The sequence below is a fragment of the Polyangiaceae bacterium genome, from assembly GCA_020633235.1.
Classification (GTDB): Bacteria; Myxococcota_A; Polyangia; order Polyangiales; family Polyangiaceae; genus JACKEA01.
In genome coordinates this window covers 387,126-404,810 of the sequence record JACKEA010000002.1, presented here as the reverse complement: position 1 = coordinate 404,810, position 17,685 = coordinate 387,126, and the positions used below count along the sequence as shown (strand labels likewise).

The following is a 17,685-nucleotide window of genomic DNA, read 5'->3' as shown; positions in this document are numbered from 1 at the left end:
CCGGCTTTGATCTAGCCTCCGGCCCCCCTTGGAGATAGCCGACACCTCGATGCGCGTCGGGCTGAACCTGGTTCCGATGCTGCTTTCCCTCAGTGTGCACGAGTTCTCGCATGCCTGGGTGGCGGACCGGCTCGGGGACGACACACCGCGCCGCCAGGGACGCCTGACCCTCTCGCCGCTGGAGCATTACGACGTGTTCGGCACTTTCATCGTGCCCATCGCGGCGGCCATCTTCGGCGGTTATTCCTTCATTGGCTGGGCGCGCCCCGTGGAGGTCAATCCGGTGCGCCTCACGCGGCGCTTTCCCATGCGCACGGGCATGGCCTTCGTGGCCCTCGCGGGGCCGCTCTCCAACTTGCTTCTGGCCGTCATTTCCGTGGCTTTGCTGGCGCTGGTGCAGCGCATGAGCCCAGAAGCGCTATTTGCGCAGGACGGCCGCGGCGCCATGGTGTATCTGCTGCGCGCGATGTTCTTCGTCAACGTCGGTCTGTGCGTGTTCAACCTGCTGCCGCTCCCTCCGTTGGATGGCAGCCGGCTGCTTCCGCGCCGTCTCGACAAGATCCAGGAGATGATCGCGCCGATGTCGGTGCTGATCCTGCTCCTCATCTTGTCGTCCGACTCGCTGCGTCGGGTGCTGGTGGAAATCCCGGTGTTCTTCCTGAGCGGGCATCTGCAGAAGCTCTTCGGCGTGGTGGTGTTTGGAGGCATGGGGTGAGCGAAGAGCATCCGGAGCAGGAGCCCAGCGCGGCGCCGGAGCCGCCGGTGGAGGCTGCCGCCGGGGAAGAGGGCCACGGGGCGCCCCGAGGCGGCGTGGGCTACACGGTTCAGCTGCCGAACTTCGAGGGGCCGCTCGACCTCTTGCTGCATCTGATCCAACAGCACGAGCTGGACATCCTCGACATCCCCATCGCGTTCATCACCGAGAAGTACGTCGACTACATCCTGTTGATGCATGAGCTGAACATCGACGTCGCCAGCGAGTACCTGGTGATGGCGGCGACGCTCACCCACATCAAGTCCCGGATGCTCCTGCCCACGCCCCCGGACGACGCCGAAGAGGGAGACGAGGAAGAGATCGATCCCCGGGCGGAGCTCGTGCGCCGGCTGCTCGAGTACCAGAAGTACAAGCTGGCGGCGGGGGACCTGTCGGAGCGCAGCATCTTCGGTCGGGACGTGTTCGCCCGCGGGCTGCCTGCGCCCCAGGCCGAGGGAGCGGCGCCGCTGGCGCCCATCAGCCTGTTCAAGCTGCTGGATGCGTTCCAGTCGGTGCTGGATCGCGCCAAGACGGTCATCGATCACGAGATCGAGCTGGATCGCTTCTCGATCACGGATCGCATCAACGAGCTGGCGGATCGGCTGCGCGTGCGCGGACGGGTCGCCTTCGAAGAGCTGTTCGAGGGGCAACGCTCGCGGGCCGATCTGATCGTGACCTTCCTGGCGCTACTGGAGATGACGCGCTTGCGCATGACGCGCCTGATGCAGGCGGGGCCGCTGGAGCCCATCACCGTGGAGCTGTCCGTGTCCGAAGACGACGAGGACGCTGGCCCCACGGTGGCCAAGGCGGAGGAGCGCGAGCCTGAAGATGATGTCGGTCCGGCGCGGGAACCGCCCGAGACCGACACGGAGTCCGACTGAGATGGCGAAGAAGACGACGACCACCAAGCGGAAAGCCTCGCGCAAGGGCAAGAAGCAGCAGGCGCCGGCGAACGGTGCGGCGCAGCGCGGCAAGAAGGGGCGCGGCAAGGCTGCGGAGACGGAAGCGCAAGCGGTGGCGGACGCGGAGACGGACGCGGCGGCGGAAGCGGACGCGGAAGCGGTGGCGGAAGCGGACGCGGACGCGGTGGCGGAAGCGGTGGCGGAAGCGGACGCGGTGGCGGAAGCGGCGGAGACGGACGCGGACGCGGCGGCGGAAGCGGCGGAGACGGACGTGGATGCGGAGGCGGAAGCGGCGGAGGCGGACGCGGAGACGGACGCGGCGGCGGAGGCGGAGGCCGGTGCGGAGGACTCGGGGGTCGATCTGGTGGGGGACGGTGAGGAGGGCCTCGACGAGGAGGCCGTCGAGGACACCCGCGCATACTTGAAGGGCCTGATCGAGGCGCTGCTGTTCGTGAGCGATCGTCCGCTGGAGCTCAAGGAGCTGGCGCGCGCCGCCAAGATCGACAAGAAGCGCACCGAGGAGCTGCTCGCGGAGCTGTCCGAAGACTACGTGGCGCGGGGTCTGCGGATCGATCTGGTGGCGGGCGGCTACACCTTTCGCTCGAACCCGATGTACTCGGCGTCGGTGCGCAACTTCCTCTCTCAGCGACCGGTGCGGCTATCGCGGGCGCAGCTCGAGACCCTGGCCATCGTCGCCTATCGGCAGCCCATCACCCGCCCGGAGATCGACGACATTCGCGGCGTGGACTGCGGCCCGGTGCTGAAGGGGCTGCTCGAGCGGGAGCTCGTGCGCATCATCGGCAAGAAGGACGAACCCGGCCGTCCGATGCTGTACGGCACCACTCCCGCGTTCCTCGAGCTGTTCAGTATGCAGTCGCTGCGGGATCTTCCGACCCTGAAGGAGTTCACGGAGCTCAGCGACGAGTCGAAGGCGGCCTTCGAGCAGGAGACGGGGGAGGAGGCTCCGGAGGGGCCCATCGAAACGCCGGTTGCGGAAGCCGCGGCGGAGGGTGATGCCGAGGCCGGGAGCGAGGGCGAAGCGGCGGCCGAGGCGGCAGACGAAGAAGCCGAAGCTCCGGTCGAGGGGGAGGCAGAGCCGGCCGACGACGGCGAGGAGCCGGCCGACGACAACGACGACGACGGCGTGGACGCCGATGATGACGACGCCGATGATGACGACGCCGACGATGACGACGCCGACGATGACGACGCCGACGATGATGACGACGACGATGACGACGACGACGATGACGACGACGACGACGATGACGACGATGACGACGACGACGACGATGATGACGACTGAGCCGTCCGGCGGCGGAGTCGCTCAGTCGTCGACGGGGTCGGGCATCTCGTCCGCCAGTTTCTTCACCTGACGGTAGAGCGCGGGGTGCGCCAGGAGCTTGCGCAGGATCTTCCAGAGCTCGGGATCCGCCAGCCGCTCCATTTCTGTCGCGTCGCCCTTGCGGCGCTTGGGAAACGCTTCAGCGCCGCGCTGCTCGAGCTCCGTCATCTTGTCGACGAAGCGCTTGGTCGGAAAGCGTTCTCCGGACTCCCAGGCGAACACCTCGTCCGCCTCGATGCCCAGGACACGCGCGAGATCCTTGGCGGTGCAACCGAGCTTCTTGCGAAGCGCCTTGACGTCCTCCGGAGTCACCATCGCGGAAGCTAGCCGTCGCTCGGAAAAATGACAATCGCGGCTGGGGCAATTCCGATGCGGGTCTCCCATGCGCACCCCGATCCTGCTCGTCGCCATCGTGATTTGTGCCTGCGCGCCGGAGCTGCCGGCCCCGGATGCTCAGCGTGAGCCGCCGCTGGCGGTGGAGCTGATGCCGGACGCCCCAGTCGACGCCGCTCCCAGCGTGTTTCACGTTGCCGTTCGTGGCGCGGCGGCACGGGAGGCGCCGGAGGCCATCGTGATGGTGACGGGGGAGCTCAGCGACTATCACTTGCGGCGCATCGAACAGGAAGATCTGCCCGGTACTTTGCTCGAGCGCCTCGTGCCGGTGAGCGCGTGGGCCAGCGGAGACGACCTGTGGGTCGCGCCGGAGCGGCCGCTGGCAGCGGACGAGATCGCGAGCTTGGCCTCGCCGCGTCTGGGGCGCATCGCGACCGTCCGCGTCGCAAGCAGCGCCCCGTTGGCCCACAGGGTGTGGCCGCCGCCGGCGGTCGAGAGCGCGGATACGACCAGCGTGTATTGCACCGAGGCCGACGTGACCTTCAGCGCCGGCGCCGTGAGCCTCGAGCCCGGTGCGATCGTGGCGTGGCTCTCCCCGGGGGCGGACGACGAAAAGACCCTGGCGCAGCGTTGCCTGCACGTCGTCCCCCTCGCGCCCGTGGCGCCGCCGGCTCGCCTGGTGCTTCCCCCTGTGCAGGGCGACGTGGCCCTCGACCCCACGCCGTTGTCCATCGTGGCACCGAGCGCGCTGCGGCCGGCGAGCTGTGGCGCCGAGGAGCATCCCTTCGGCCCCGGCTGCATCACCGTGCTCGACGACCGCGCGCGCGTCCGTTCCGGGGACGCGGCGGCGCTTTGGGTCGTGCGCGCGCTGCCCGCGCCGACCCTGCGGGCGACGGCTGCGGGAGGCTCGTTCCTGATTTCCGGCTTGGCGCCTTCGTCCCAGGTCCCGCTATCCGTCGAGTACCGCGACGTGGGAGGCAACGTTCAGCGCTTCGACGCCACGTTGTTCACCGCCATGCCTCGGCCGCACGTGGTGATCACCGAGGTCATGGCCAATCCCTTGGGGCCGGAGCCCGCTTCGGAGTGGGTGGAGCTCGAAAACGACGGCAGCCTCGCCGTGGACGTCGCTGGGTTCGTGCTCTCGGACGGTGCTGGGGAGTCGGTCCTGCCCGAGCACGTGCTGCCTCCCGGGGCGCGGGCGCTGGTGGTGCGTCAGGACTTCGCGCCGGGGGTGGGCGGCGACGTGGCGCCAGCTCCCGGGACCGCGCTCCTCGCGGTGGAGGCTCTGGGCAAGTCCGGCTTGTCCAACGCGGGGGAAGCGCTGGAGCTTCGCGACGCTCAGGGCGGTGTGCTGTCGCGATTTCCGGCCCTCAAGGCCAAGGCCGGCCGCAGCATCGCGCGGCGCTCGCCGGCGACTCTGGACGACGACGCGAGCGGCTTCGGCGAGCACGCCGATCCCGGCGCGTCTCCCGGCGCGCCCAACGTGCTCGCGGAGTGAGCTCTCAGGTTCCGGCGATGGTCATGGAGGCGACGCGCAACGTGGGGGCGGCGGTGGATGTCTTGAACGTCAGATCGCTGCCGACCAGGTCCACGTTCTTCAGCATCGTGTCGAGATTGGACGACACGGTGATCTCTCCGACGGGGTAGGCGAGCTCGCCGTCCTCGATCCAGAAGCCGGCGGCGCCGCGGGAGTAGTCGCCCGTCACCGCGCTGAAGCCGAAGCCCATCATCTCCGTCACGTATAGGCCGCGCTTCGTCTGCTTGACGATGTCCTCCGCCGCCGTGTTGCCGGCGACCAAGTAGAAGTTGCTGGTGCTCGCCGAAGGGCTGCCGCCGCGGCGCGCGGCGCTGCCAGTGGAAGTCCGCTTCAGCTTCCGTGCGGAGTAGCAATCGAGCAGATAGGTCTTCAGCACGCCGGCATCGACCACGACGTTCTTGCGAGCGAGGAGGCCCTCGCCGTCGAAGGGATGCGAGCCAGGGGCGCGGGGGAGCAGCGGATCGTCGATCAACGTCACCAGCTTGCCGGCGACCTCGCTGCCCTCGCGTTCGACCAGGTAGCTGGCCTTGCGCCAAATCGCGCTGCCGAGGATGCAGCCTGCAAAGGTGCCGACGAGGGAGCGAGCCACGTCCGGGTCGAAGACCACCGGCGCCTCGCAGGTCGGCACCTTGCGTGCGCCGAGCTTCGCCAGCGTGCGCCGCGCTGCCTCGCGGCCCACGTCCTCGTCGGCTTCCAACAGCGACAGATGCCGACCGCCCGTCCAGTAGTGGCCTCGCCGGCGCTTGCCGCCTTCGTCCTCGACGACCGGCGCCACCGAGAGCGAGGCGTAGGAGCCGCGCTGAGTGCCCGTGAAGCCGCCGGAGAGCACCAGGGCGGAGGTGCCGGTGGCGCGGGAGAACGTCGCGCCCTCGCTCAGCTTGATGCGGGAGTCGCTTCCAAGGGCCGCTTTCTCCGCGGCCGTGGCGCGGCGGATGGCTTCATCCGCGGCGATGGACGCCACTCCGTCGTCGTACAAGTCGAGATCCGCGAGGTCGCCACGAGCGAGCTCCGAGGGATCCGCCGGCCCTGCCGCGGGATCCGGTTGACTCAGCTCGAGCAGGGCCATGGCATCGTCCACGGCGCGCTCGATGCCCGCCTCCGACAGATCGCTGGTCGACGTGAGCGCCACACGTTGGTCGCGCAGCACACGGAGCGCGACGCTCTTGGTGCCCGCTTCTTCCACCAACTCCGGCTCTCCCAGCCGGACTCGGGCACTCAGCTCCCAGCCGGCTCGCGCTTGAGCCTCGGCGATCTGGGCGCCCTTGCCGAGGGCACGTTGCACCAGTTTCTCGGCAAGAGAGACCAGCTCTCGTTCCTGCGAGTCCGTCATGGCTCGCGACCGTGTCGCGCCACGCGGCGGACGTCAATCGCGGCGCGCGCTTTGGCCGAGGCGCCGCAGGCTGTGAACCGTCCACGCCACCGCAGCGAGCAGCACGGCGCTCATCCACAAGAGCGCGTAGCCGAGGGGGCTGCCGGCCACCGGGCGTACCCCGAAATCGCCGTGGTACTGCGCGTAGGTAGCGGAAACCGTGAGCCGTGGTAGCGCCGCCGCGGCGAACACCAGTACGGCGAGGGCGGGCAGTGCGCCGAGCTTGGCCCAGGCCGAAGGTCGCGCCGTGCCCCGGGGCGCGGCGAGGACGAAACCGAGGGGTACGCTGAGCGCGTCGAGCAACACGAGGGACAGCTCGACGATGCGCGGCAATCGACGCGTGTCGATCACGTAGGCGAAGGACCAATCCGGTGCCAGGGCCAGGAAGTACGCCGCGATGGGCGCGAACACTATGGCGCCGAATACGCACACCACGACCAACGAGCGTGACAGCACCGTTCCAGCGCGACCGAGCTCTTCCCGCGCCGCCCAGGCAAAACCCACCCCCACCAGAAAGCCGATCAGCGGCGCGGGCGGGGCAGGCATGGTGGGCAGCAGACCACGAATCCCCCGCGATGGCGAGGCTACGGATTGCGGCTGCGCCGACCTGGCACTAGCTTCCCCGGACCGATGGATCCCGACAAACTGCGCGAGCTACTGGAACGAGTGCGTTCGGGGGACACCGACGTCGAGAGGGCCGTGGAGCAGCTCAAGAAGCTGCCGTATTCCGATCTGGGCTACGCCCGGGTGGACCACCACCGCGCGCTGCGCTTGGGAATGCCCGAGGTGATCCTCGGCGAGAGCAAGACGCCGGAGCAGATCGCGGGCATCGCTCGGCGGCTGATCGAGGCGGAGCAGAACGTGCTCGTCACGCGGCTGTCGGCGGACAAGGCCAAGGCCGTCGTGGCGGCGGTTCCCGAGCTGCGTTACGCGGAGCTGGCGCGGGTCGCGACCTTCGAGCACGAGCCTCTCGTGCCGCGAGCGGGGCATCCCGTGGCGGTGGTCACCGCGGGCACCAGTGACATCGCCGTGGCCGAGGAAGCCGTGGAAACCCTGAGGATGGCGCGGGTGCCGACGGTGCGCGTGTTCGACGTGGGCGTCGCCGGCATTCACCGAATGCTCGGCTCCTTGGACGAGCTCACGCGGGCACCCGTCGTGATCGTGGTCGCTGGTATGGAAGGTGCGCTGCCCAGCGTGGTGGGCGGCCTGGTGGGCTCACCGATCGTCGCGGTTCCCACGTCGGTGGGCTACGGCGCCGCCTTCGGCGGCATCACCGCGCTGTTCGGCATGCTCACGGGCTGCGCGTCCGGAGTCACGGTGGTGAACATCGACAACGGCTTCGGCGCCGCAATGGCGGCCGTCCGCCTGCTCGTCGGTCGCGCCGTGGCACCCGCGGATGAGGGCGCTCCGTGAGCGGACACGGGCACGGTCACGGACACGGTCACGGTCACGGAACGCAGGCGCCGAAGCGGCGGGAGCTCGCTGCGGGCGCGGGCCAGGGCAAGCTCTTGTTCCTGGACGCCGCGAGCGGCATCGCCGGGGACATGACGGTCGCTGCGCTGGTGGATCTCGGCGTGCCGTTCTCGGTGGTGAACGACGCGGTGGCCTGCCTCGGACTCCCCGGCATTCGCCTCGCGGTGGAGGCCGGCTTCGCCGGCGCCATCGGCGCCAGCCGTCTCGTCGTCGAGCTGGAGGCGCAAAACCGCGAGCGTTCGTACGCGGAGATCGAAGCGCTGATCGCCCGGGCGCCCCTCGAGTCGCGGGCGAAGGAGCTGGCCCAGCGCATCTTCCGCCGGCTGGCGGAGGCCGAGAGCGAAGTGCATCGCATCGCCATCGCGGACGTGCACTTTCACGAGGTCGGCGCGCTGGACGCCATCGCGGACATCGTGGGAGCCGCCGCGGCCTTCGCGCACCTGGGGGCCGAGGTGATCGCGAGCCCACTGCCCATGGGACGCGGACAGGTGGAGTGCCGACACGGTGTGCTGCCGTTGCCCGCGCCCGCTACGGTGAACTGTCTCCGTGGGGTGCCCACCTACGACGCGGGCATCGACGAAGAGCTGGTCACGCCGACGGGGGCCGCCATCGTCGGCGCCGTGGCGTCGAGCTTCGCGCGCTGGCCCGCGTTCGCTCCCGAGCACGTCGGTTGGGGGCGGGGGACGAAAGAGCTCACGGACCGACCCAACGTCTTGCGCGTGGTGTTGGGGACGGCCCAAGCGCCGGCCCGCGAGCACCACAGTCACGTGGTGGTGGAGGCGAACGTCGACGATCTCACCGGCGAGGTCGCCGCGCACGCCCTCGGGCAGCTGCTCGGCGCCGGCGCGCTGGACGCGTGGGCCCAGCCCATCACCATGAAGAAGGGACGCCCCGGCCTCACGCTCTCGGCGCTGGCTCCCGAAGACCGGGCCGATCACGTTGCGGAGGTGCTGCTGCGCGAGACCAGTACCATCGGCGTGCGCTTTCGGGAGGTGTCCCGTCGCGAGCGCCCGCGCCGAACCGTGGAAGTGGACACCGAGTTCGGGCGCATTCCGCTCAAGATCAGCGAGGGTCCCTTCGGTCCCCCGCAGGTGAAGCCGGAGTTCGACGCCTGCGTGAAGGCGGCCCAGGCCGTCGGCGTCCCGGTGCGGGAAGTGATCGCGCGGGCGCTTTCGGCGTACCGCGGTTGATCAATCCGGGCGCTCGATGGGCAGGCCCGACGCTTCCCAGTCGAGCACGCCACCGTCGAGGAAAGAGACGGGCACGCCCTGCTCGGCGAGCTCCGCCGCCACGTCACGGGTCTTGTCCCCCGCGCGGCAGTACAGCACGGGTGCGCCCGGCAGCATGTGAAGCTCCGCGAGCCGCCCTTTGATCTCGTCCAGCGGCATGTTCACGGCGCCGGGGAGGTGCGCGCGGGCGAACACCGGCGCTTCCCGCGTGTCGACCAACACCACCTGTCCTCGGCGCAGCAGCTCGGCGACCTCCATCGGTTTCAGGGCACCGGCGGCGCGAGGCAGAAATGGCTCCACCATCTCCTTCAGCTGAGCCTTGCGCAGGGCACCGACCTTGCCGCCGGCGGGGCGACCTTGGTGAAACACCACGAAGGTGGGGACCGACTGCACTCCGAGCTCGCGAGCGAGCATCGGCGAGCGATCGATGTCGACCTGCACCACCTTGGCCTTGCCTTCCAGCTCGCGCGAGAGGGCCTCGAGCTCCGGCGCGACCATCTTGCATGGGCCACACCATTCCGCGCCGAACTCGACCAACACCGGGATGTCCGTGGCGAGCACTTCTTGCTCGAAGTTCTGTTCCGTCACCTGCGGGAGGGGCATGAGCCGGTTAGTAGTGCCGCCCTCGACGTGTGGCAATGATCGGTTCAGGGACGGCCGCGGCGCGCCGACAGAGCGTCGTCGAGGCCGTCCGCGACCATGAACAGCGAAAGCGTGGTGATGCTGATGGCGGCGGCGGGGGCCAGCGCGAAATGGCGACCGAGGAGCGCGCCCCAGGACGGCAGCTCGGGGCCGAGCCCCAGCCCCACGAAAGACAGGGCGGCTTCCAGACCCACGACGTACGCGGCGGTGAGCGCGCCGCTCACCAGCACGGGGCCGAGGGCGTGGGGCAGCACGTGACGGCGAAGCAGCGCCAAGGAGCCGGCCCCGAGGGCGCGCGCGGCCACCATGAAGTCCTGGCCTTGTACGCGCAATACCTCGCCGCGCACCAGCCGCGCGAGCTCCAGGCCGCGCACCGTGCCGACCACGAGCACGAAGGCGGAAAGCGCGGACAGAGAGGCGAAGGACCGAGCCAGGATCAGCACCACCAACGTCGGCAGCGCCCCCGAGAGCTCGACGCTGCGACTCAACAGGGCGTCGAACAAGCCACCGCGTGTCCCGGTGACGGCACCCAGGGGCACGCCGATGGCGAGGCTCAGGGTCAGGCTCAGCACGCTCGCCAGCACCAGCGTGCGCGCGCCGTACACCAGCTCGCTGGCCCCCCGCAACGGCGCCCACACGGCCCATCCCTCCGCCGCCGTGAACACGTGCCCAGGCGCCGTGACGGCGGGCAGCAGGAAGAAGCCGTCCGCGGTGCGCGCCATGAGCGGCTGCGGCGAGGCGAGCACGTCTGCGAACACGCCGACGAGGGCGATCGTCGCCAGCACGCACAGCGCCACACGCGACGAGAGCTTCATTCGAGGGCCGCTCCCTGTCGATGGATGGCGACGCGCACCCGCGGGTCCAGACGCGCCAAGAGCAAATCGCTGCCGATCTGCGCCAAGGCGACGAACGCCGTTCCACCGAGGGCCATCGCCATCAGCCACGGGACGTCGCGAACCGCTGCCGCTTGCAGGGTGACCGGACCGAGGCCCGGGAGGCGAAACGCCTGCTCGAGCACGAAGGCCGCGGTGAGCAGTGTCGGCAGTTGCACGCCGGAGAGCGACAGCACCGCAGCGCTGGACGCGCGGAACACTCTGAGCGCCACCCGTGCGTCACTGGCGCCCTGGGCGCGCAGCGTGCGGACGTACTCCTGGTCCAGCGCCGTTCGCGATGCGGCGCGCTGGTAGCGCGAGACCAGCGCCAGGGACAGGAGCACCATGAGCGCGATCGCTCCTCCAGTTCCCGGGCGTCGTATGTCGGCGGGGGCCAGCAGGGTTGCCACGGTGGCGGTGGGCACGGCCACCACCAGCAGCGTCGCCGCCGTGGTCGACAGATCCAAAGGGCGGTGCGCTCGAACGGCACCGGCCAAGCCCACCGCGATGCCCCCGAGGTAGCCGGCCACCAGCGCCCAGAACACGAGCCACAACGAGACCGGTGCGCGCGCTTCGAGCAGGTCCAGCACCGGCTCCCCGCTCTCGGTGAGACCCAGGCGCTCGTCGGCGGCGCCGACGGCCCAGCGTCCGTACTGCGTCTGACTGAACATGGCGACGATGCGGCTCGGGCCGTCCAGCGTCGAGTACTCGCTCTTGTGCTTGCGCCACCAACGCCGCCACTCGGCGGCGACGCGTTCGGCGTCGGCGATGCTCGCGTCGCGCTCGACCCGGAGCGCCATCCCGGTCACGTGCGCGGCGGCGGCGGCGAGACGCCGCACGCGGCTCACGTCGTCTTCCGAGCGCACGTCTCCCATGGCGCCGACGAGCTCCGAGAGCGCGTAGGTGTCGAGCTGGAGCACGTCGTCGCGGCGCCCTACGGTGGAGCGCATTCCGAGCCGCTTGACCGCACGCTTGACCACCGCGGGGCGGAAGTCGATGCCGCGGTCTTGCCAGAAGCGCGTCCAGAACAGCACCGCGGTTTCGGGTCGTTCGAGCGCTTCACCGCCGCCCACGCCCATACGCCGCGCCACTGGCGCCAGCGCTACGGCCACCCGGGCGCGACCCGCGGGGGCGAGGCCGTCGAGGGCCGGCAGCACGAAGGGCAGCGCCGCGCCACCGAGGCGCGCCAGCTCGGCGTGCGCCTGCCGGTCGCCCTCCGCCACCCGCGCCATGGCGCCCAGTGCCAGGTCTCGGACGGACTGAGGAGAGGGCTGGAAGAAGCGGGGTAGGGCACCAGCGTCGCTGCGGCTCAGCGCCGCGAAGGAGAACAACGACACCAACAGCAGCGTCGGCACGATCCACAGGATCCGCCGCAGCGTGTGACGCATGGCTCAGCTCAACGCAGGAGCATGAATCCGGTGACGGCGACCAGAACCAGGGCGCACAGCACGGCCATGCCCACGTACTGCGGGGGCCACCCCGTGGTCGGGATGTCCACGGGCTCGTCCGCCAGATCGAACACCGGAGGTGGAGTGGAGTTTTGCCCGCGGGGCGCTTCGGGGGCCGACTCCGGGCTCGAATCCCCTTCGTCCTCTTCGGGGGGGTCGAGCGCCGGCGTGCTCATGCCGAACATCGTGTGGCCGACCTTGAGCTTGCGAGATTCCCGCGCGGCTTCCTCGCTGACCTCGGGAACCTGGACGTCTTCCGCCGAGACGGGCGCAACGCGCATGGTCACGTCGGAGCTGGGGGCTTCCGGCAGCGCGTACTTCTTGTACGCCAGCACGTCCTCGGCCGTGGGCGCGCTCAAGGCGGGTCCGTCGAAGCGAGACACGATCACGGTGATGTTGTCGTGTCCGCCCGCGAGGTTCGCCCGCTCGGTCAGCACCTTGCAGGCCTCCAGCGGGTCCGAGACGCTGACCAGCACTTCCCGGATTTCGTCCGCGCGGATCATTCCGGAGAGGCCATCGGAGCACAGCAGCAGCGTGTCTCCGGTCCGAAGATCGACGTAGGTGAGGTCCACCTGCACGGTGTCCGCCGTACCCAGGGCCTGCAAGATGATGTTGTTGTGCTCGAAGGTCTCGGCTTCTTCTTCGGTGAGCTGGCCGGCTTCGATCAGCTGATTCACCAGGGACTGATCCCGCGTGACCTGGACCAGCTTGTCCCCGCGCAGGATGTAGGCCCGGCTGTCCCCCACCTGCGCCACGAACAGCCGGGAGTCCAGCAGGGCGGCGATGGTGGCGGTGGTGCCCATGCCCCGGCGCGTGCGATCCGCCCGCGCCTCGTTGAAGATCCGGACGCCGGCGTCCTCCACCGCCTTGACCAGGCGCCGCGCCAAGTCGTCGCGGTCCAAGGGGGGATCGCCCTGGGCCAGGCGCTCGTAGATGATGTCCACGGCGAGCTGGCTGGCCACTTCGCCGGCGGCGGCGCCGCCCATGCCGTCACAAACGCCGAGCACGGTACCGCGGCGGCCCACCTGCTGGTGGCGGTCGGTCTCCATCAAGCTCCGGCTCTTGCGGGTGAGGTCCGCAACGAGGAAGTTGTCCTCGTTGTGCTCGCGGATCTGCCCGACGTCGGTGCGACCGAACACGTCCAGCGTCAGCTCGGCGTCGTCGCTCATCTCAGCCCTGCCCGCCGAGCTCGAGTCGGAACAGATGCTGGCCGACTCGCACGTGATCGCCATCCGTGAGCGGGTGTTCACCCCGGATTCGCAAGTAGGTTCCGTTCGACGAGCCGAGGTCCTTGAGACTGAACCCGCCCGTCGCAGTATCGCGAACGAGCGTCGCGTGTCGCCGGCTCATGAAGGGATCACCCGTGAACACGAGGTCGCCAGATTCCCGGCCGATGACCGTCTCGTCGCGTGACAAATAGTAGACATCCCGGGTAACGCCTTCGATGGTCCGTTGGCAGAGACGAGCGTGGCGCCCCGTCGCGGGCGACCCAAATACCTGGGTTCCCAGCTCGACGGCCGGCCCGAAGCCCTTCTCGGCGTCGTTCACGACCTCGAACCTTAACACCTCCAGCCCCACCAAGACCAAGTCCCCATCGTGCAGTGTCTCGCTGCCCCGGAGGCGAACGAAGACGCCGTTGGTGGAGCCCAGGTCCCGGACGAAATATTGGCCGTTTCGTCGGGTCACCCGGGCATGCCGGGGGGAGACGTAGGGGTCGCCGGGCAGCTGGATGTCGCCCTCTTCCCGTCCCACGTCGGTCTGATCGTCGCTCAGGGGGTACTGCCGGCCGGGGCTGCCGTCTTGAGCGATGACGATGAAGCGGGCGTGGCTCGCGGCGGGTGGTGGTGGCTCGGGACGCGGCGGCGGCGCGGAGGGCATGCGGGCCACGGGGGACTCGGGTCGCGTTTCTTGCGGCTCGCGATAGGGTCGCTCCGCCGCCTCGGCCGTGTCCAGTCGCGCACCACAGTACTGGCAGTAGGTCATGCCCGGCTCGTTCTTGCCGCGGCACCGTGTGCACACGATGGGACCCACGGGGGCCACGGGACCGGAAGCCAAGTTCACCACCGGCGCTGCCGCGACGGGAGGCGGCGGCTCTGCGAGGTTGTTGCCGCACTCCGGGCAGAAGCGGCTGCCCGGGGGATTCACCGTTCCACAACGACCGCAGGTCACCCCGTCACTCTCCATCTTGGGGGAGAAATCGAACTCCGGTGCGGGCGGCCGGGCGCGCACACCGGCCTCACCGCCGAGGGCGACTCCCCGCGGCGGCGTTGCTTCTACCCGAGGCGCGCTCAGACGATTGCCACAGTCCTGGCAAAACCTGAGATCATCCGGGTTGTCCCGCCCGCAGCGGTCGCACTTCACGACAGCGAAGAGGACCGCGCGCGCGGGGCCGAGTCAAGCCCAGTGTTGCCTACCAGCGCGCCAGCGGATCCCGCACCTCGAGCGACAGCTCCAGGGCGATGACGTGGGCCAGGCCGAAGCCCAGGTAGCGGTCGGCGCGCCGCTGCCCCGCCGTGTCGGTCCAACCCCGGAGCAGCAGCGGCCGGTAGGCGAGCCCGGCTCCCACGAGGGTGGTTCGGCTGAGCTGGAACTCCAGCCCGGCGCCGACGAAAGTGGTCACCCCCCCGGTCTCGGCCCCCCACTCGCTGCCGTACAGCGCCGCCCCCAGGCCGCCGGAGAAATAGGGGGTCAGGCGATTCCCTTGATCCAGGTAGTAGCGAGTTTCCGCCCGAATTTGCTGCAGGATGGCGAGCCGCAGCAGGTTCGAGGGGTCGTGTCGGGAGGCTTCGTAGGCGCCGCCCACGTACCACGGCCCCCGGGAGCGGTAGCCCACGCGGATGGTCAGGCCCCCACCGGAGCCGAAGATGCAGGGCGCGCTGGCGCCCGGGGGGCACACATCGCCCGCTGAGGCCACCGTCTCCGCCGTGAAGGCCACCCCGTACTGCAGATACTCGAAGCTCGAGGGCGGCGGATGTGCCGGCTGCCCTCGCGCTGGCGCCGCTACCCCCAGAAGGGCCGGAAGCAGAAGCCACGGTAGCCCGACCCGCATTGGCACTTCTTTACCGCGCTCCCGGCCTGGCAGCCATCCCCCGGTCCCCAGATTCGACGACTCTTGGCGTCGCTGGCCTTGACGTCGTCGCCGCGGTTCGTCTAAAGCCGGGGCCACAGCCAGGGAGCACGATCGTCGATGGACATCTACCTCGACCGGCGCGCGGTGCGCCATATCCGCCTTTCCGCCCAAGAGGCCGTGGAGGAAGGGGACACTGAGTCCCTACGCGAGGATATCCTCGAAGCCTTCACGGAAGATCAGGTCGAGGAAATCGAGCGCCGACTCGATACCGGAGACTTTTTCGAGTTCCTCACGGACGTTCTGGACGAATGGAATGGCGATGACGTGGACGAGCTCTTCGAGCTGCTGGAGACCCAGCTCGGCGAGGTCGGCATCGACATCAAGACCGACGTCAAGAGCGAAGAAGACGACGAAGAAGACGACGACGAAGACGAGGACGAAGACGAAGACGTCGACGAAGACCTCGATGACGACTTCGTCGACGAAGACTAGAGCGCATCTCACCAAGTCGTGAAATGCGCCCGAGTTTGTTGGTCCGGCGCGCTGGCCTCAGGGTTCGAGATCCCTGAGCACGTAGGCGTGACAGCTGTGGCTGCCCTTGGGCGTCGGCGCCGAGGGGCACAGGGCGCGCGCGCACGGCGCGTAGCGTGAGTCGGGCAGCTCTTTCGCCAGCGTGGTGACCGCGCTGCACACGCGGCGCCCATCGCCGGCCTTCCGCGCCAGCAGCGCTTCCTGCCACAGGGCGTCGTCTCGGAGCAGCGTGGTGGGGAAGCTCGCGTATACCTGGTGGAAGGCGTCCATCGCCCGTCCGGGTTGGTTCAACGCGTCGCGGTAGAGCTTCGCGATCTCGAACTGAGCCTCGGCGTAGCGCGGCTTTTCGTAGCTGCCCTGCAAGTGGGACGGCTCCCGCTGGTGCAGCATGCGCTCGAGGAGCTCTACGGCCTGGGCGGGGTGGGAGCGCTGCTTCTCGATCTTGGCGGCGTACCACAGGGCGTCGTCCCAGTAGGCGCCGTCGGGGTAGGGATAGTGATCGGCCACCCACAGATAGGCGGCCAGAGCGGCGTCTTGGTGGTCGAGCTCGTCGAGCTTCTTCGCTTTTGCGTAGGCGATGCTCTCGCCGAGCTCCGTCTTGCCCAAGCGCGCGTCGAGGCTCTCGAGCCAAGCCAGCGCCGCCTCGCCCCCCTTCTGGTCCTGCAGCCAGCTCGCGTACTGCACCAGCGCTCGGGGAGCGAGGCCGGAGGCAGGGCGGTCGACCATGCTTTGCTCGAGCAGTGCGTAACCTCGCGCCGGGTCGCCGGTGTCGATCTCGATTTGCGCGACGTCATAGGCGGCGCGCGCCGCGCGGGAGCTCTTGGGGAAGTTCTTCAGCAGCTCTTCCAGCACTCGCCGCGCGTCCTCGTTCTGCCCCGCGCGTCGCAGTGACGCGGCCTGTCGATAGAGTGCCTCCGCGCGGTCGCGCTTCTTGTCGGCGCTCTGGTAGGCGGCGCGCCAGTGGCGCGCCGCTTCCTCGTAGCGGCCGCTCGCATACGCGCGCTCTGCCGCCGCGCGATCCTGCAGGTACGGCTCCGGCAGGCTCGGCGCGCAGCCCGCCACGGCCCAGGCGACGACCAGCGCCAAGCCGCGCTTCACGTGTGGTGCTCCTCGGCGGCGTGGGTCTGCTCTTCGATCACGGCGGCGAGGAGCCCCGCGCCGCGCTCCACGTCCGCTGCGCTCGCGTCCAGGTGCATCACGGCGCGCAGCGTGCGCGGGGCGATGGTACCGAGCAGCACTCCGCGCTCCTTCGCGGCTGCCAGCACGGCGTCTTCGTTCGCGCGCTCGAGCACCACGTTGACGATGTTCGTCTCTACCGCCGACACGTCCACCCTCGCGCCCCGCGCCTGGCTCAGCACTCGGGCAAAGGCCTTGGCCTTGTCGTGGTCTTCGACGAGACGGCTCATGTTGGCGTCCAGCGCGTACAGCGCCGCGGCGGCCAGGATGCCGCTCTGCCGCATGGCGCCGCCGAGCATGCGACGGAAGCGATGAGCCTCGGTGAGCAGCGCGTCGGGGCCCACCAGCGCGGAGCCCACCGGTGCGCCGAGCCCCTTGGAGAAGCACACGCTGACGGTATCCGCGGGGCGCGCCAAGCGTTCGAGGGAGAGGCCGGTGGCCGCGGCGGCATTCCACAGCCGCGCGCCGTCGAGGTGCACCGCGAGGGACAGCTCCCGCGCGCGGGCGGCCACGCGCTCCGCGGCATCTTGGGGAAACACGCGGCCACCCGAGCGATTGTGGCTGTTCTCCAGCACCACCAACGCGGTGCGCGGCATGTAGAACGCCTTCGGCTTGAGGGCGGCCTCGAGCTCCGCCACGTCGAACAGGCCGCCCTGGCCCGCCACGGCAATCTGAACGCCGCTCAGGGCGCCCGCCGCCCCCGACTCGAACCAGGCGCAGTGAGAGCCCTCGCCGATCACGATCTCGTCGCCCCGCTTCGTTTGCACCATCAGCGCCAGCTGGTTGCTCATGGTGCCCGAGGGCACGAACAGCGCGCGCTCCTTGCCCAGCAGGGACGCCACGCGCTCTTCCAGCGCGCGCACGCTGGGATCTTCTCCGTAGATGTCGTCGCCCACCTCCGCGGCCGCCATGCGGCGGCGCATCTCGGCGCTGGGACGGGTGACGGTGTCGGAACGAAGATCGACGAGCATCGAGGGCGTATATAGCCTGCCGCGGCGTAGGCG

Annotated in this window: 18 protein-coding genes; 7 read left to right on the top strand and 11 right to left on the bottom strand. The window is 69.7% G+C overall.

Annotation, left to right across the window (positions count from 1 at the left end; all coding sequences use genetic code 11):
- The first annotated feature begins 49 nt into the window (after window positions 1-49).
- The 3 genes from H6717_12365 to scpB are packed head-to-tail and all read left to right on the top strand — an operon-like array spanning window position 50 to window position 2,962.
- The gene (locus H6717_12365; protein MCB9577806.1) at window positions 50-715 is read left to right on the top strand and encodes a site-2 protease family protein; all 666 of its coding nucleotides are present in this window, start codon (window positions 50-52) and stop codon (window positions 713-715) included.
- Window positions 712-1,635, top strand: coding sequence for a segregation/condensation protein A (locus H6717_12360; GenBank protein ID MCB9577805.1), 924 nt, complete (start codon window positions 712-714; stop codon window positions 1,633-1,635). The genes H6717_12365 and H6717_12360 overlap by 4 nt, the downstream gene beginning before the upstream one ends.
- Window position 1,636: 1 nt before the next feature.
- Window positions 1,637-2,962, top strand: coding sequence for an SMC-Scp complex subunit ScpB (scpB, locus tag H6717_12355; protein MCB9577804.1), 1,326 nt, complete (start codon window positions 1,637-1,639; stop codon window positions 2,960-2,962).
- 21 nt (window positions 2,963-2,983) lie between these two features.
- On the opposite strand, the gene H6717_12350 is transcribed toward scpB, so the two are convergent.
- On the bottom strand, window positions 2,984-3,385 hold the full coding sequence (locus tag H6717_12350) for a helix-turn-helix transcriptional regulator (protein ID MCB9577803.1): 402 nt from the start codon (window positions 3,383-3,385) through the stop codon (window positions 2,984-2,986).
- Here H6717_12350 and H6717_12345 point away from each other — a divergent pair.
- Window positions 3,384-4,832 (top strand): lamin tail domain-containing protein, encoded by a 1,449-nt coding sequence (locus tag H6717_12345; protein ID MCB9577802.1) that lies wholly within the window; start codon window positions 3,384-3,386, stop codon window positions 4,830-4,832. The genes H6717_12350 and H6717_12345 overlap by 2 nt on opposite strands.
- A 4-nt stretch (window positions 4,833-4,836) precedes the next feature.
- On the opposite strand, the gene H6717_12340 is transcribed toward H6717_12345, so the two are convergent.
- Both H6717_12340 and H6717_12335 read right to left on the bottom strand, forming a co-directional pair.
- Window positions 4,837-6,201: a TldD/PmbA family protein gene (locus tag H6717_12340; GenBank protein ID MCB9577801.1), complete on the bottom strand. Its 1,365-nt coding sequence runs from the start codon at window positions 6,199-6,201 to the stop codon at window positions 4,837-4,839.
- A 33-nt stretch (window positions 6,202-6,234) separates the two neighbouring features.
- Window positions 6,235-6,786: a hypothetical protein gene (locus H6717_12335; protein ID MCB9577800.1), complete on the bottom strand. Its 552-nt coding sequence runs from the start codon at window positions 6,784-6,786 to the stop codon at window positions 6,235-6,237.
- Between the two features lie 84 nt (window positions 6,787-6,870).
- Between H6717_12335 and larB the strand changes: the two genes are divergently transcribed.
- Complete coding sequence (larB, locus tag H6717_12330) at window positions 6,871-7,653, top strand: nickel pincer cofactor biosynthesis protein LarB (GenBank protein MCB9577799.1); 783 nt, start codon at window positions 6,871-6,873, stop codon at window positions 7,651-7,653.
- Window positions 7,654-7,784: 131 nt separating this feature from the next.
- A complete protein-coding gene (gene larC, locus H6717_12325) occupies window positions 7,785-8,903 on the top strand; it encodes a nickel pincer cofactor biosynthesis protein LarC (GenBank protein ID MCB9577798.1) in 1,119 nt (372 codons plus the stop codon).
- Here larC and trxA read toward each other — a convergent pair whose 3' ends face one another.
- From trxA to H6717_12295, 6 genes are read right to left on the bottom strand one after another with little or no spacing between them, the layout of a single operon-like run.
- Window positions 8,904-9,545 carry a thioredoxin gene (trxA, locus tag H6717_12320; protein MCB9577797.1) on the bottom strand — a complete coding sequence of 214 codons (642 nt, stop codon included), beginning with the start codon at window positions 9,543-9,545 and terminating at the stop codon, window positions 8,904-8,906.
- Window positions 9,546-9,589: 44 nt separating this feature from the next.
- On the bottom strand, window positions 9,590-10,399 hold the full coding sequence (locus H6717_12315; protein ID MCB9577796.1) for an ABC transporter permease: 810 nt from the start codon (window positions 10,397-10,399) through the stop codon (window positions 9,590-9,592).
- The gene (locus H6717_12310; protein MCB9577795.1) at window positions 10,396-11,844 is read right to left on the bottom strand and encodes an ABC transporter permease; all 1,449 of its coding nucleotides are present in this window, start codon (window positions 11,842-11,844) and stop codon (window positions 10,396-10,398) included. The genes H6717_12315 and H6717_12310 overlap by 4 nt, the downstream gene beginning before the upstream one ends.
- 8 nt (window positions 11,845-11,852) lie before the next feature.
- Window positions 11,853-13,073 (bottom strand): Stp1/IreP family PP2C-type Ser/Thr phosphatase, encoded by a 1,221-nt coding sequence (locus tag H6717_12305; protein MCB9577794.1) that lies wholly within the window; start codon window positions 13,071-13,073, stop codon window positions 11,853-11,855.
- 1 nt (window position 13,074) lies between these two features.
- Window positions 13,075-14,265, bottom strand: a complete 1,191-nt coding sequence (locus tag H6717_12300; protein ID MCB9577793.1) for an FHA domain-containing protein — start codon at window positions 14,263-14,265, stop codon at window positions 13,075-13,077.
- Window positions 14,266-14,314: 49 nt separating this feature from the next.
- Window positions 14,315-14,953: a hypothetical protein gene (locus tag H6717_12295; GenBank protein MCB9577792.1), complete on the bottom strand. Its 639-nt coding sequence runs from the start codon at window positions 14,951-14,953 to the stop codon at window positions 14,315-14,317.
- Window positions 14,954-15,091: 138 nt separating this feature from the next.
- Here H6717_12295 and H6717_12290 point away from each other — a divergent pair, with 138 nt between their 5' ends.
- Entirely contained in the window at window positions 15,092-15,466 is a 375-nt protein-coding gene (locus tag H6717_12290) for a hypothetical protein (protein ID MCB9577791.1), read from the top strand.
- Between the two features lie 57 nt (window positions 15,467-15,523).
- On the opposite strand, the gene H6717_12285 is transcribed toward H6717_12290, so the two are convergent.
- Both H6717_12285 and H6717_12280 read right to left on the bottom strand, forming a co-directional pair.
- Entirely contained in the window at window positions 15,524-16,603 is a 1,080-nt protein-coding gene (locus tag H6717_12285; GenBank protein MCB9577790.1) for a tetratricopeptide repeat protein, read from the bottom strand.
- Window positions 16,600-17,652 (bottom strand): aminotransferase class I/II-fold pyridoxal phosphate-dependent enzyme, encoded by a 1,053-nt coding sequence (locus H6717_12280; protein ID MCB9577789.1) that lies wholly within the window; start codon window positions 17,650-17,652, stop codon window positions 16,600-16,602. The genes H6717_12285 and H6717_12280 overlap by 4 nt, the downstream gene beginning before the upstream one ends.
- Window positions 17,653-17,685: the final 33 nt, after the last annotated feature.